This is a genomic window from Collinsella sp. AF25-2LB, assembly GCF_003458415.1.
GTDB lineage: Bacteria > Actinomycetota > Coriobacteriia > Coriobacteriales > Coriobacteriaceae > Collinsella.
Genome location: NZ_QRUF01000007.1, coordinates 18,247 through 32,105, shown reverse-complemented (window position 1 = coordinate 32,105; position 13,859 = coordinate 18,247). Strand labels below are relative to the sequence as shown.

Here is a 13,859-nt window from a genome sequence, read left to right as displayed (position 1 = left end):
GTCTGCAATTTTTCCGCCGTAGGACGCCTGACGGCTAAATCGCCTTCTGAAGGCATGAAATCTCTGTAACTAAAATGGTAACAGTACTCATATTTGCCATTTTTTGACCACAGGCCTTGCGATGATGCCGGGATCCGCACCCTGCCGGGTTCGAATCCCGGCATATCGGTAGCAAAAAGCCCGTCACCGCGGGGGTAACGGGCTTCTTAATTTAAATGGTGCCCCCAGCGGGATGTCCGCGTGCGGCTGACGCCGCCCGCTTTCGCCGCGTCGCTTCGCTCCTTGCGTGCTGCGCTGGAAAACGCTTCGCGTTTCCTCAGCTCCGCACCCTGTCGGGTTCGAATCCCGGCGCATGGGTAGCAAAAAGCCCGCTACCGCGAGGGTAACGGGCTCTTCAATTCAAATGGTGCCCCCAGCGGGATTCGAACCCGCGATATCCACCTTGAAAGGGTGGCGTCCTTGGCCGCTAGACGATGGGGACAGCGGGAAAGAGTATAGCAGACTTTTTTAGCCGTTCACATATCGTTGGCAAACTGAAAAACCACCACAAAGGTGCCTGTCCCCTTTGTGGTGGCGAGGCGTTAGGGGAGGAGCTTCATCGCGGCGTCGTGGGCGGCGTGCTCGTAGGTGTCGTCGAGGGGTTTGAGCGGCAGCAGGGCTGTGGCCTGCGCATCGCCGCGGCGCTCGAGGGCATGCGCGATCAGCCAGTCGGCGAGTTCGGGGTTTTTGGGCAGCGCCGGCCCGTGCAGGTACGTGCCGATGACGCCCTTGTAGATCAGACCCTCAAGGCCATCGTCGCCGTTGTTGCCGGTGCCCGCGACGACGGACGTTCCGAGCGGCGTTGCCTCCGCGTCGAGCAGGGTGCGACCTCCATGGTTCTCGAATCCCACAAAGGGCTCAGGTGCCAGATCGGTTTTGACGGCTACGTTGCCGATCAGGCGATCGGAGCCACGTACGGTTTCGGCGGCAATGACGCCCAGGCCCTCGATGCGATTTTCGCCCATATAGTACGAACGGCCGAGCAGCTGATAGCTGCCACAGATGGCAAGCAGCGAGCCGCCATCCTCAACATAGGCCGCGACCTTGTCTTTTTGGGCGAGCAGCTCGTGTGCCACGGCTAGCTGGTCGCGGTCGGAGCCGCCACCCATCATGACGATATCGGCATCGGTCAAATCAAGCGTTTCGCCCATACGGACCTCGTCCACGCGCACGGGAATGCCACGCCAGGCGCAGCGGCGCTCGAGGGCGATGACGTTGCCGCCGTCGCCGTAGAGGTTAAGGGCATCGGGATACAGGTAGACGATGCGCAGCGGGCGCGAAAGCTCGACTGGCGCGATACCGACAGGAAGAGCGCTGCCGTCGGCACGGGCTACGGCGCGCCCAGCAACAGCGTCGGCGGTGGCGCCTTTCAGCCCGTCGAGCTCCTTGACCAGCGGCGGGAAGGCCGTGTAGTTGGCGACGGCGTAGAAGGTGTCATCGGCGGCCTCGTCTGCCACGGCGCCAATTGCCTGCGCGACGTCCGAGATAATCGCGGCATCGATGCCGGCGTACTTGAGGCGCACCTGCATGTCGTGCGCGCGCGTGCCTCCGGCAAAGGCGACAAGACCCGGCGTGTCGGCGATGCGCTCAAAGTCGACGTCGTAGATCCACGATACATCGTGGCCGTCGGCGTCGTTGTCGTTGAGGAAGAAAGCGCAGAGTCTGCCGCCTGCCGTCTTGATGGACTGGATTTGTCGATCGAAGCCTACGGGATTCTTAGCCAGGTTGGCCTCGATGGTGCGGCCGGCGATATCCCAGCGGCCCATGCGTCCGCCGGCGGGGACGTAGGCGTCGAGCGTGGGCTGCAGGTGCGCCGTATCCACGCCTAACTCATGTGCGGCAAAGAATGCAGCGGCAACGTTGTAGACCATGTACAGGCCGTTGTAGCGTGTGGCGATGTGTACGGCAGCCGCGTCGGGCGCAGATCCAAAGACCAGGTCGAAGCCGTAGCCGTCGCAGCCGAGCTTCACGTCCGTCACGCGACGGACAAGCGCAGGGCGGGCCCAGCCGCACGAGGGGCAATGGTAGGCGCCGAGCTGGCCGTATTGCACGTAGTCATACTCCAGCGGCGCGTTGCACTGTGAGCAAAAACGTGAGTCGCTAATGCGGTCGGACTCGGTGTTGGTGGCGCCGTCGATGCCAAAGGCAATACTCGCGTTGGGAACGCGCGCGGCAATCGAGGCACACAACGGGTCGTCGGCGTTGTAGATGAGCGTTGTCGTCGGAGAGAGCTCCAACGCATGGGCGATGACGTCTTGGGTATGGTCGATCTCGCCATAGCGATCCAGCTGGTCGCGGAACAGGTTGAGCAGCACAAAGTACGTCGGCTTGAGCTTGGGCAGAACGCGTACGGTGTAGAGCTCGTCACACTCAAAAACGCCCACGCGCTTGCCGCTGCTGGTGTGCTTAAGGCCACTGCGGGCCTCGAGCAGCGCACCCACCACGCCCGGCTCCATGTTGTTGCCGGCGCGGTTGCATACCACGGTGGCGCCGCTGGCGGCAACGGCGTCGGCGATGAGGTTGGAGGTGGTGGTCTTGCCATTAGTACCCGTAATCACCACGCTGCGGTCGACAAGGCCAGCGAGGTCGCTCAGCAACTCGGGATCGATCTTCATGGCGATGCGGCCGGGGAGTACGCCGCCCTGGCGTTTGAGGACAGAGCGCAGTCCCCAGCGAGCGATATCGCTCGAGGTGCAGGCAAGAGATGAGCGGAGATTCATGAAACCGTTCCTAACGTAAACGACATGGTCGGGTCGAGTGCGTCACTAAAATCCGTAACGGCGCGCAAATTCCTGGGCAAGCTGCGATACATCTTCGCAGGCGTTGGCCCAGGGGGCAAAGTCGGGGGTGTCCGAGATGATGCCGTCGGCTTCCCAAACTGCCTGATGCGAAAGGTCCCAGGGGTCGTGCGGTTCGGGCCGGCAGGGAAGGTACGGTGTCTGATACATGGGGTTCAGCAAAAAGAACGCGCCGCCCTCGCAACGGTTAGCGAACTCACGCAGCGCGCGCGTCGCCGGGCGCATCTTGTTTGTTTTGAACAGCAAGATCGTGCGGGCGAGCAGGTACCAAGGAGAGTTTTCGAGTGCGTCTGCCCCCATCTGTTCCTCGAGCTGGTGGGCTAGGGCAAAAAAGCCGTCCTGGTCTTCCAGGCGAGCGAGAGCGAGCAACACGGTGCCGGCAGCTCGGGTGGGATAGCCTTCTGCCTTAAGGACGCGGCGGGCGTAGTTGGCAGCAGCGCGGTAGCGGGCGCTTGCCATGCACAGCTGCGAGATGGCCTCGAGTGTGTGGAGCCACCCGATAAGGGCCGGCTCGCTCACGGTAAGGTCCGCTGCGGTGACACCGTCGGCCAAAACATTATTGGCCCAGTAGTGTGGGGCCTCCATGTCGAACCCGGGCACGCTTTGCCGCAGGTAATCGGTCGTGGTCGCTTCGAGCTTCATCAGGTCGCCCAGGCAGGCGTCGACGGGTGTGTCCGCCAAAATGATGGCGAGCAGCTGGGCATCGACCGCCAGCGCATCGACGCGAACGATCTTGAGCAGCTCATCGCGCATATCGTCGAACAGGCGGTTGCGCGTCTGCTCAAACTCCTCGTCGCTGCCCATGTCCTCGATGCGATGGAGCTCGTCGAGCAAATGACGATGCACACCGGCATAGGACAGCAGCGCCTGAGCATGCTCGGACTGCGCATACTTTTGGGGATTCGCACTAATGTCGTTATGGACAAGCTCGCGTGCTGCATCGGTGAGCTCGGGGTGCGACGCCAGATAGGTGCGCTCCAGGTAGGCGGGGATGTAGACGCTCGGATCCATTAGAGGTCTCCTCCCTTAAACGGCAAGCCCTGCTCGGCCGCCCGCAGTATGCGCTCGTCGATCTGGGAGCGCACGATGTCGTTGGTGGCGACCCAGGCGGCAAAGCTGGCGTTGTCGGGCGCGCCCAGGCCCTCCTGCAGTACCGGCGTCGCCTCGGAGAGTGCAAGGACGAGCTCGTCGGTGGAGCCTGCACCCACGTTGACGCGGGCATAGACGCCATCGGGAAACTCGGTTTGGAAGTAGAGCGCCTCGGCTGCGTGCGGGCACGAGCGCGCAAGGATACGCAGGTAGTGCTCGGCACCCTCGTAGTCCAGCTCGCGCCAGGCTGCGCTCATCAGCGCGATGAGCGTCCACGGGTCCAAGTCACGCTCCGCGTCCTTGGGACGACGGCGCAGCGGCGTGTTAGCGAGATAGGGGACGGAGTGGGCAGAGCGAAAGCGCTTGAGCTCCTCGGCGGGGTATTCGAGCTTTGCCATGGCAAGCATCGCAGTATGGCGGACGCCGGCGGGGTCGTTGGGCGCAAAGTCGAGGCTGCGGTTTGCGGCTTCGAGCGACATGCGGTAGCGGCCGCTAATGAGCGCGCGCGATGCCAAGGCGGCAAGCCAGCGCAGGTAGGGGCGGCGCATAAGGTCGCCTGCGGCCTCGCGCTCGTAGGGGTCCTGCGCCGAGACGATCTTGAGCGCCAGGTCGTGTTCGACTTCATCGCGCTTGGATACCAGGTACTGTACGTATTCCTCGTTGGAGTCGGCGGTGAGGGCCGTCAGCATGCGCTGGGCATCCCAGTTGCTCGGATCGAGCGCGGCTGCCTCGCGGAGCATGTTCTCGGCTGCGGCCTCTTCTTGCTCTGCCTGGGTATCGTCAGGGATAAAGGGAATGCGGTAGTCGACAGCCTCGACCACCTTGGCAATGAGGTGCCCGGCGCGGTCGCGGTCGTGCACGATGAGCGGCGCGGGGTTGCGAGTGAATTGTTCCATCAGACGCTCTACGGCGGCACCGTCGGTGAGCGGGATATTGTCGCGGCGCAAGGCCTCAAGAACGAGGCGATGGCAATCCTCTTGAATGGGATCGAATGCCATGGGGCCTCCTTTGCTGCGGTTAGGGTTCAAATGTCTCTATATAAGGTTCTAGTTTACCCGCATGTGGCACACCGGGGGTGCCGCACTTGGACATGCACCTTTGCACCACGAAGACGGATGCCGCACAAATGTCGGCACCTGGGACGACTGAGTGGTATCACGGTGCCGCAAACGGTCGATTTTTGGCGGCGAACGGGGTGCATTTTGGAGGGGCACAGTCCTGCCCGGGATATGTGGTCAACCTTGATAAAACGTTTGCCCAGCTTGGGAGTATGAATGCCCCACAAGGGTCTTCAGGGATAGAAAAAACGTTTCATCATTGTCGGCTTTAGGTGAATAACTGACCAACCAGAACGGTAGAATAGTGTTTGTCTGAGCGTTGAGACGTTTAGACATCGCGCATTGTCATCGCCGGCAACGCGCAAAACGGTCCTAACGGAGCCAATCGGGTGCTCCGTTATATACGCAAGTCTAAGAGGGGCTTGTTTAGGAGGCACAGTATGGGACGTTTTACCAATCCTCGCGATCTGTACTTTGGTGAGGGCGCTCGCCACGAGGTGAAGAACCTCAAGGGCAAGAAGGCCATCATCGTTTCTGGCGGCAGCTCTATGCGCCGCGGCGGGTTCCTGCAGGACGTTGAGGCCGACCTCAAAGAGGGCGGCTTCGAGGTCAAGCTGTTCGAGGGCGTCGAGTCCGATCCGTCCATCGAGACGGTCATGAAGGGCGCCGAGGCCATGCGCGAGTTCGAGCCCGACTGGATTATCGCCATCGGCGGCGGCTCGCCCATCGATGCCGCTAAGGCCATGTGGGTCTTCTACGAGTATCCCGAGGAGTCCTTCGATAACATCATCCAGCCGTTCAGCTTCCCCGAGCTGCGTCAGAAGGCTCATTTCTGCGCCATCTCCTCTACCTCCGGCACCGCTACCGAGGTCACCGCGTTCTCCGTCATCACCGACTACGCCAAGGGCATCAAGTACCCGCTGGCCGACTTCAACATCACCCCTGATGTCGCCATCGTCGACCCCGAGCTCACCTACACCATGCCCGCCAAGCTGTGCGCTCACACCGGCATGGATGCTCTGACCCACTGCATGGAGGCCTACGTTTCCACCTGCGCCTCTATGTTCACCGACGCCAACGCCCTGCACGGCATCCGCGAGATCGTCGAGTGGCTGCCCAAGTCCTATGCTGGCGACCATGAGGCCCGTCAGCACATGCACGAGGCTCAGTGCATCGCCGGTATCGCCTTCTCCTCGGGCCTGCTCGGCATCGTTCACTCCATGGCTCACAAGACCGGTGCTGCCTTCGAGAACGGCCACATCATCCACGGTGCTGCTAACGCCATGTACCTGGGCAAGGTCATCCAGTGGAACTCCAAGGACCCGCGTGCTGCCGAGCGTTACGCTTACGTGGCCAAGGAGATCCTGCACCTTCCCGGCGAGACCAACGAGGAGCTCATCGCTGCGCTCGTCCAGAAGATCCGCGACCTCAACGACCAGCTCAACATTCCGCAGTCCATCAAGGATTACGCGAATGGTGGCGTGAAGGTCGACGCCGAGAACCCGCAGATGGTTTCCGAGGAGGAGTTCCTCGCCAAGCTCCCCGAGATCGCCGCGAACGCCGAGCAGGACGCCTGCACGCCCGAGAACCCGCGTGAGACCAAGGCTGCCGACTTCGAGAAGATTCTCAAGGCCTGCTACTACGACACCGACATCGATTTCTAATCGACTCTTGTTATCGTAACGAGGGGCTCCGCACGTATCTGTACGGAGCCCCTTTCTTTTTCTTTTAGAGAATGGGATAGTTATGGCTGCAATTTTCAATAGCCCCAGCAAGTACATCCAGGGTCCGGACGAGCTCGCCAAGCTCGGCTCCTATGTCGAGCCGCTCGGCGCTAAGGCCCTCGTCGTCGTGACGCCTTCGGGCAAGAAGCGCGTCGGTGCCAAGATCGAGGGCGGTTTTGCCGAGGCTAAGGCCGAGCTGCTGTTTGAGGACTTTAACGGCGAGTGCTCCAAGGGCGAGGTCGATCGCCTGGTCGCGCTCGCTCGCGACAACGGTTGCGACATCATCGTCGGCGTCGGTGGCGGCAAGATTCTCGACACCGCGAAGGCCGTTGCCTATTACCTGGAATCCCCGGTTATCATTTGCCCCACCATTGCTTCGACCGATGCCCCGTGTTCGGCGCTTTCGGTGCTCTATACCGATGACGGCCAGTTCGACAAGTACCTCTTCCTTAAGGCAAATCCCAATATCGTCCTGATGGATACGACGGTTATCGCGGCGAGCCCGGTGCGCCTGACGGTTTCCGGTATGGGCGATGCGCTCGCAACCTACTTTGAGGCCCAGGCGACGCATGATGCCGACGGTGGCACCTGCGCTGGCGGCAAGGGTGGTATGGCCGGCCTGGCGCTTGCCAAGCTCTGCTACGAGACGCTTATGGCCGATGGCGTCAAGGCCAAGGTCGCGCTGGAGAAGGGTGCGCTCACTCCTGCCGTCGAGCACATCATTGAGGCCAATACGCTGCTTTCGGGCATTGGCTTTGAGAGCTCGGGCCTTGCTGCTGCTCATGCCATCCACAATGGCTTGACGATGCTGCCCGAGTGCCACGGCATGTACCACGGCGAGAAGGTCGCCTTCGGCACCATCGTCCAGCTGGTACTCGAGGACGCTCCGACTGAGAAACTCGAGGAAGTCTTGGGCTTCTGCATTGAGCTGGGCCTGCCGGTTACGATGAAGGAACTTGGCGTTGCCGAGCTTACGCGCGAGCAGGCCATGATTGTTGCCGAAGCCGCCTGCGCGCCCGATGACACCATGTGCAACATGCCGTTTGAGGTGACGCCCGAGATGGTCGCAAACGCCATCCTGGGTGCCGACGCGCTGGGCCACTACTATCTCATGGATGAGTAAATCAAGCTAAGGAAGGGGCAAAGCCGGCAGATGGCTTTGCCCCTTTTTGCTATGGTGCAAAGGGGTCAGGTTACTTTGCACCAATCGTTGTTTGATGAAGGGCGGATTCTCGTATGGCGCTTCCCATGGTTTATGGCGGTCCCGGCCGGTATGTTCAGGGGCCGGGCGAACTTTCGCGTCAGGGCAGGTATTTGTCATGGTTGGGCTGCGCTGCCTATGTCTTGTTTGACCAGGGCACCGAGGATCGGCTGTGCAGACAGATCGTCGATGGATTTCTGGATGAAGATCTAAGCGAGCCGTTCTTTAAGATTTATGACGGTCCGTGTACGGAAGAGGCCGTTGTAAAAATGGATAAGGAAGCCCAGGCTGAGTATTGCGACATGGTGGTGGGTATTGGCGGCGGCAAGATGCTCGATATCGCCAAGGCCGTTGCGTTTTATGCCGAGTTGCCGTTGTGCGTATGCCCCACGGCGGCGTCGATGGACGGTCCGTGCAGCGTGATTTCCGATGGCGATCTGCAGGGTGTTGCAAATGCGGTCTTTAGAAACGAGCGCAATATGGCTAACGAACAGGCCAAGGTGACCAAACAAAAACTCGTGCAGCTCATGTGCGAGGCATAGTTTGGCGCTTGATTGACCTTGTGCAATCGAGACGGCGATAGGCCATGGGCTATTTGCTGCAAAGATGCTCCGCGTGTAATTTGCCCGAGGCGTGGGCCGATAGCGTATCATTATCTCTTGCTTGTTTGCACTGCTCAGGGAGGGGCCGCGCATGGCGCAGGAACACGATCTGTTTGATGACATTATCGAGATCAGCAAGGGTTTCGACTTTCTTAAAAACCCGCTTGGCGGTGTGACCGATGCACTCGATCCGTCGGCGCCGCAGTGGAATCCTGCCGACTACAAGGAGCGTCCGCGCGGTAACACCATTCCGTGCCTGACCTGCAAAAACGAAAAGAGCGGCTGCACCGCGTGCATGGACGTGTGCCCGGTCAACGCTATCGAGGTCGAGGAAGACGCCATCGAGATCCTCGACTCCTGTCGCAAGTGCGGCCTGTGCGCCGCTGCCTGTCCGACCGAGGCAATCATCTCGCCGCGCTTGGCGCCCAAAAACGTCTACGACGACATTGTCTCGGCGGCTACGAGCCACGAGACCGCCTACGTCACCTGCACGCGTGCCCTTAAGCGCATGCCGCGCGAGAACGAAGTCGTCGTTGCCTGCGTGGGCGATATTACGGCCGAGACCTGGTTCTCGGTACTGGCAGACTATCCCAACGTGAGTGTGTACCTGCCGTTGGACGTGTGCGATAAATGCCGCAACACCGGCGGTGAGGACATTCTGGGCGAGGCGATTGCGAAGGCCGAGGAGTGGTCCGGCACGGGTATGGGCTTGGAGGTCGACTCCAAGAGCCTCAAATGCCATAAGCGCCGCGAGTACGAGCGCAAGGAGTACATGGAAAAGATCGCCCGCACCACGGGCCTGACGGTGACCAAGCTCAATCCGGCGACGGCGGCGCTGGCCTCGGTGACGCAAAAGCTCAAGGCCCATCGCCATCAGATTACCCAGCTGGAGCGCACGCTCAACACCATGTGCGGCACCACGACGACCAAGCGTCGCCGTTCGCTCACGCACGGGCGGCAGCTGGTGCTCTCGACGCTGCAAAACCACCCCGAGCTTGCCCAGAACATGCAGGTGAGCACGCCGGAGTGCGATTTTGACAAGTGCACGTCGTGCGGCGAGTGCGTCAATGTATGCCCCACGTTCGCCTGCGATTTGGTGGGAAGCGGTCGCTTTGCACTGGAGTCCACGTATTGCCTAGGTTGCGGAGCTTGCGTCAAGGTGTGTCCCGAGCATGCGCTTAAGTTGGTTGAGCATGATGCATCCAACCTGGTGGTCGTCGATCCCGAGGCCGAGGAAAAGGCCGCCCAGAAGGCGAAGGCTCATGAAGAAGCTGAGAAGGTCAAGGCCGAAGCAAAGGCCAAGCTCGACAAGATGCTCGATCAGGTGGAGAAGCTCGCAGACTAGCTAAAAGAACGTAAATGATGGCCGGTGGGACAGGTACTGCCCCACCGGCCAAAAAAGTTGCGGTGGAATAGTTCCTGTTTTGCCCTTAAGCTGGCCATTCTAGGAACTATTCCACCGCAACTAATAAATGGTTAGTTCATGCTGCTTTGGTGGCCGGTTCGACCGGTACCGTTGCGCGTCACGGTTTCATGGAGCAAAAAGAACCCGGGGACCTGTTTTGTCTCGGTGTATTCCATAAGGATGCCGTCGGCGTTGTAGGTCTGCCCGCGTATAACGGCGAGTGCGTTAAAGTCGTCGAGATCGAGCACGCGCGCATCTTCGGGCGTGGGGTGCTCAATCGTTACATCGCGTTTGCCCGTGGCAATCTTAATGCCAAGGTCTTCTTCGAGGTAACGATAAATCGAATCGTTGACAATCTCGGGTGTCAGTCCCGGTACCTGTGAGCTTAGGTAATAGGAGTCGTCGGAGCACACGGCATGTCCGTCTGCATAACGAATGCGTTTGGCGCGTGTGAGCTCACAGCCTTCGGGAAACCCGGTAATCCCGGAGAGTGCCTTGCTACAGACGAGGAGCTCAAAGACGGTGGTGACAGTCTTGAGCTCAAAGCCTCGGCTGGTCGCGATTTCCTTAAAGGTCTCGAGTCCGCCGCCACCACGACTCTTCTCGTCACTGATGTTGCGAATGACGCGCATGCCTTTGCCTTGCTGGGGGAGCACGTAACCATCTGCCGCAAGCATCGAGATGGCGCGACGGACCGTCATGCGTGAACAGTCAAACAGCTGCGTGAGCTCAGTCTCCGAAGGCAGATAACTCTGATAGGCGTATGTGCCGTCGTCAATCGACTGCTTCACGTTGTCATAAATAGTTTGGAAGATGGCTCGCGCCATGACGGTCTCCTAGAGCTGGGCGCGTGAACGACGGATGAGGGCCGCCCGCGCAGGTGTCAATCGATTTACTTGCTGGGGTCGATTATATATTTGCCCATGGCACGCAGGGCCGGGTCTGACAGGATGGCGCCGAGTTCATCGAGGGAAGCTACCTTTGCGACCATCGAGGATACGTCGAGCCTGCCAGAGTCGATGAGCTCGAGCGCGCGACGCTGCGTATAAGGGTTGATGTAGGACGAGGTGAGCACAAGCTCCTTCTGGAAGACCTCGAAGGGCTTGACGGTGATTGTCTCATCGGGCTTGGTGAGGCCGAACATCATGACCGTAGCCTTGTGGCCGGCGATCTGGATGGCCTGCTCGATGGTGACGGGCTTGCCAACACACTCGATAACGACATCGACGTTGCCGACGCCCTCCTGCTTCAGGCGGGCCGGGACGTCCTCGTGGATGGAGTCGATCGTCAGATCGGCGCCGAGCTTGAGTGCAACCTCGCGTTTGCCCTCGACAGGCTCGAGCAAGACGACTTTGGTGGCGCCGGCGTTTTTGGCAAGCTGCATCATGAGCAGGCCGATCATGCCGCCGCCGATAACGACAACTGTGCTGCCGGGCTTGATGCTGCACATATCGATGCCGTGCAGGCAGCAGGCGACGGGCTCGGTCATAGCACCCTGCTCAAAGCTGGTGTGATCGCCCAACTTGTAGACTTGCTGCATATCGACGGAGCAGTACTCCGCAAAGCCGCCGTTAACGGTGGTGCCGTAGCCGGTCATATGCTCGCAGTAGTGGTTGATTCCGTCACGGCAGGGTTCGCAGCAGCCGCAGGGATGGTTTGGGTCAATGCACACGCGATCGCCCGGTTTAAAGTCGGTGACGTCGCTGCCTACGGCCTCGACAACGCCCGCAAACTCATGACCAAGGATCGTAGGCGGGGTAACGTCGGCTGCACCCTTGTCGCCTTCATAGATATGAACGTCGGTACCGCAGACGCCGCAAGCTTTGACGTTGATCAGAACGTCGCGCCTGCCCACGGCCGGCTTTGCCGATTCCTCGACTCTGAGGTCGTGCTTTCCATAGAAGACCGCGCTTTTCATGGTGACTCCTTAACGTGGCGGTGAATGTTGTAATGAAGTATAGGTATGCAAACATCCTTATACAAGCCTATCTAGACAAGTCGATAAATATTTTGTTTTAGAAGTTTTAGACAAACAGGCAATAACAGGCAAAACCTTTGAAATAAACCGTTCACCGTCAAATATCGACCGCTGACCGAACATGGAAACCGTATTAACTTGTCTAGATAAGTGATATGATAAAAATAGAAGCGCAAGAAGTCAGGGAAGCGGGCCCACCCGTCCTATTGCACGAGGTACACGCAAACGGCGCGTCTGCGGTCTCGAGTGAAGCCAAAACCGCAGCCGCTCCGAATGAAGAGAGGGGGATTCCCCGTCATGATGCAAAAGATACAACGTTTCGGCGGTGCAATGTACACGCCTGCAATTCTTTTCGCATTTTCCGGAATCGTCGTCGGCCTGGGTACGTTGTTTACCACCGAGGCGATCTTTGGCGAGATGGCCACTGCGGGTCATCTTTGGTTTGATTGCTGGAATGTGCTGCTCCAGGGTGGTTGGACGCTCTTTAACCAGATGCCGTTGCTGTTTTGCGTAGCGTTGCCAATCTCGCTCGCGAACAAGCAGAACGCTCGCTGCTGCATGGAGGCTTTGGCCATCTACCTTACCTTCAACTACTTTGTAAGCACAATCTTGGGGCAGTGGGGCCCTGTCTTTGGGGTCGACTACTCTGTCGAGGCGGGCAGCGGTACTGGTCTTGCCACTATCGCAAGCATCAAAACGCTTGATATGGGCATCATGGGCGCGCTTATCATTTCAGGTATCGCCACGATGCTTCACAACAAGTACTTCGACACCGAACTTCCTGAGTGGCTGGGCGTGTTCTCGGGCTCCGTGTTCATCTATATGATCGGTTTCTTCGTTATGGTTCCGGTCGCTCTTATCGCCTGCCTGGTGTGGCCGCATGTTCAGGCTGCTATCTCTGCCTTCCAGGGATTCATCCTTTCCGCCGGTACGTTTGGCGTGGGTGTCTTTGCTTTCTTCGAGCGCGTGCTGATCCCTACAGGCCTGCACCACTTTATCTATACGCCGTTCTATTACGACAACGCGGCGGTCAACGGCGGCATCTTTGCTGCTTGGGCCAACATCCTGCCCCAACTGGCTGCCGATCCGAGCATTGCTCTTAAGGATGCCGCACCCTGGGCTGCCTATACCTGCCCTGGTTGGACTAAGGTCTTCGGCTCGCTTGGCGTCGCCATTGCGTTTTATATGACCGCCAAACCCGAGCGCAAGCAGCGCGTCAAGGCTCTGCTCATTCCCGTCACCCTTACCGCTATGCTTTGCGGTATCACCGAGCCGCTTGACTTCACCTTCCTGTTCATCGCGCCCGGCCTGTTCGTCGTCCACTGCGTGCTCGGAGCGCTTGGCTGCATGGCTCAAAACCTCCTTGGCGTCGTGGGCATCTTCGACGGCGGCATCATCTCGATGCTCTCGTGGGACTGGCTGCCCCTTTGGGCCGCACACGGTCTGCAGTACGCCATCTCCATCCTTGTCGGTCTGTGCTTTACCGCCCTTTGGGTCGTGGTCTTCCGTTTCCTGATCGTCAAGTTCGACTTTAAGACCCCCGGTCGCGAGGATGACGATGTTGAGGTCGAGCTCAAGTCCAAGGCCGACTACAAGCAAAAGCAGGGCGGTGCTGCTGCTGGCAAATCGGTCGCCCAGAGTAAAGATGATGAGCGCTTGGTGCTTGCCGAGAAGATCCTCGATCTGCTCGGTGGCACGGATAACATCATCGATGTAACTAACTGCGCTACCCGTCTGCGCGTTAACGTCAAGGACAAGAGCGTCGTTGCGCCCGAGGCTTCCTTCAAGGCGATCGGTACGCATGGCTTGGTGGTCCAAGGTCAGTCAATCCAGGTCATCATCGGCCTTACCGTCCCGCAGGTTCGCGAGAAGTTCGAGAGTCTTCTGAAGTTCGAGAGTCTTCTGTAAACCATCGTCCATCGAAACAATCGGCCTTGCAGAGCCGGTATGCACCGCAAGGCCGAT

General features: G+C 59.5%; 10 protein-coding genes and 1 tRNA gene. 5 read left to right on the top strand and 6 right to left on the bottom strand.

Going from position 1 to position 13,859, the window contains the following annotated elements:
• Nucleotides 1-404: 404 nt before the first annotated feature.
• From DWY51_RS04640 to DWY51_RS04620, 4 genes are all read right to left on the bottom strand, one after another.
• Nucleotides 405-481: transfer RNA gene (locus tag DWY51_RS04640), tRNA-Glu, on the bottom strand.
• Nucleotides 482-581: 100 nt separating this feature from the next.
• Nucleotides 582-2,759, bottom strand: coding sequence for a MurT ligase domain-containing protein (locus tag DWY51_RS09640; RefSeq protein ID WP_233504620.1), 2,178 nt, complete (start codon nucleotides 2,757-2,759; stop codon nucleotides 582-584).
• Nucleotides 2,760-2,804: 45 nt separating this feature from the next.
• On the bottom strand, nucleotides 2,805-3,848 hold the full coding sequence (locus DWY51_RS04625) for a hypothetical protein (RefSeq protein WP_117770024.1): 1,044 nt from the start codon (nucleotides 3,846-3,848) through the stop codon (nucleotides 2,805-2,807).
• Entirely contained in the window at nucleotides 3,848-4,924 is a 1,077-nt protein-coding gene (locus tag DWY51_RS04620; RefSeq protein WP_117770023.1) for a hypothetical protein, read from the bottom strand. The genes DWY51_RS04625 and DWY51_RS04620 overlap by 1 nt, the downstream gene beginning before the upstream one ends.
• Nucleotides 4,925-5,424: 500 nt before the next feature.
• Between DWY51_RS04620 and DWY51_RS04615 the strand changes: the two genes are divergently transcribed.
• The 4 genes from DWY51_RS04615 to DWY51_RS04600 all read left to right on the top strand — a co-directional run bounded on the left by DWY51_RS04615 (nucleotide 5,425) and on the right by DWY51_RS04600 (nucleotide 9,856).
• Nucleotides 5,425-6,648, top strand: coding sequence for an iron-containing alcohol dehydrogenase (locus tag DWY51_RS04615; protein WP_035136916.1), 1,224 nt, complete (start codon nucleotides 5,425-5,427; stop codon nucleotides 6,646-6,648).
• An 82-nt stretch (nucleotides 6,649-6,730) separates the two neighbouring features.
• On the top strand, nucleotides 6,731-7,831 hold the full coding sequence (locus tag DWY51_RS04610; protein ID WP_117628887.1) for a glycerol dehydrogenase: 1,101 nt from the start codon (nucleotides 6,731-6,733) through the stop codon (nucleotides 7,829-7,831).
• A 113-nt stretch (nucleotides 7,832-7,944) separates the two neighbouring features.
• Complete coding sequence (locus tag DWY51_RS04605) at nucleotides 7,945-8,451, top strand: iron-containing alcohol dehydrogenase (RefSeq protein ID WP_117770022.1); 507 nt, start codon at nucleotides 7,945-7,947, stop codon at nucleotides 8,449-8,451.
• A 151-nt stretch (nucleotides 8,452-8,602) separates the two neighbouring features.
• Nucleotides 8,603-9,856, top strand: a complete 1,254-nt coding sequence (locus DWY51_RS04600) for a 4Fe-4S binding protein (protein WP_117770021.1) — start codon at nucleotides 8,603-8,605, stop codon at nucleotides 9,854-9,856.
• Between the two features lie 131 nt (nucleotides 9,857-9,987).
• Here DWY51_RS04600 and DWY51_RS04595 read toward each other — a convergent pair whose 3' ends face one another.
• Both DWY51_RS04595 and DWY51_RS04590 read right to left on the bottom strand, forming a co-directional pair.
• Nucleotides 9,988-10,743, bottom strand: a complete 756-nt coding sequence (locus tag DWY51_RS04595) for a GntR family transcriptional regulator (protein WP_117770020.1) — start codon at nucleotides 10,741-10,743, stop codon at nucleotides 9,988-9,990.
• A gap of 65 nt (nucleotides 10,744-10,808) precedes the next feature.
• A complete protein-coding gene (locus tag DWY51_RS04590; protein WP_117770019.1) occupies nucleotides 10,809-11,834 on the bottom strand; it encodes a zinc-dependent alcohol dehydrogenase family protein in 1,026 nt (341 codons plus the stop codon).
• 357 nt (nucleotides 11,835-12,191) lie between these two features.
• Here DWY51_RS04590 and DWY51_RS04585 point away from each other — a divergent pair, with 357 nt between their 5' ends.
• Nucleotides 12,192-13,802 (top strand): alpha-glucoside-specific PTS transporter subunit IIBC, encoded by a 1,611-nt coding sequence (locus DWY51_RS04585; RefSeq protein ID WP_117770018.1) that lies wholly within the window; start codon nucleotides 12,192-12,194, stop codon nucleotides 13,800-13,802.
• Nucleotides 13,803-13,859 lie beyond the last annotated feature (57 nt).

Excerpts from the sequence above, each read along its gene's own strand:
- DWY51_RS09640 (WP_233504620.1), bottom strand. The coding sequence starts at position 2,759 with ATGAATCTCCGCTCATCTCTTGCCTGCACCTCGAGCGATATCGCTCGC.
- DWY51_RS04625 (WP_117770024.1), bottom strand. The coding sequence starts at position 3,848 with ATGGATCCGAGCGTCTACATCCCCGCCTACCTGGAGCGCACCTATCTG.
- DWY51_RS04620 (WP_117770023.1), bottom strand. The coding sequence starts at position 4,924 with ATGGCATTCGATCCCATTCAAGAGGATTGCCATCGCCTCGTTCTTGAG.
- DWY51_RS04615 (WP_035136916.1), top strand. The coding sequence starts at position 5,425 with ATGGGACGTTTTACCAATCCTCGCGATCTGTACTTTGGTGAGGGCGCT.
- DWY51_RS04610 (WP_117628887.1), top strand. The coding sequence starts at position 6,731 with ATGGCTGCAATTTTCAATAGCCCCAGCAAGTACATCCAGGGTCCGGAC.
- DWY51_RS04605 (WP_117770022.1), top strand. The coding sequence starts at position 7,945 with ATGGCGCTTCCCATGGTTTATGGCGGTCCCGGCCGGTATGTTCAGGGG.
- DWY51_RS04600 (WP_117770021.1), top strand. The coding sequence starts at position 8,603 with ATGGCGCAGGAACACGATCTGTTTGATGACATTATCGAGATCAGCAAG.
- DWY51_RS04595 (WP_117770020.1), bottom strand. The coding sequence starts at position 10,743 with ATGGCGCGAGCCATCTTCCAAACTATTTATGACAACGTGAAGCAGTCG.
- DWY51_RS04590 (WP_117770019.1), bottom strand. The coding sequence starts at position 11,834 with ATGAAAAGCGCGGTCTTCTATGGAAAGCACGACCTCAGAGTCGAGGAA.
- DWY51_RS04585 (WP_117770018.1), top strand. The coding sequence starts at position 12,192 with ATGATGCAAAAGATACAACGTTTCGGCGGTGCAATGTACACGCCTGCA.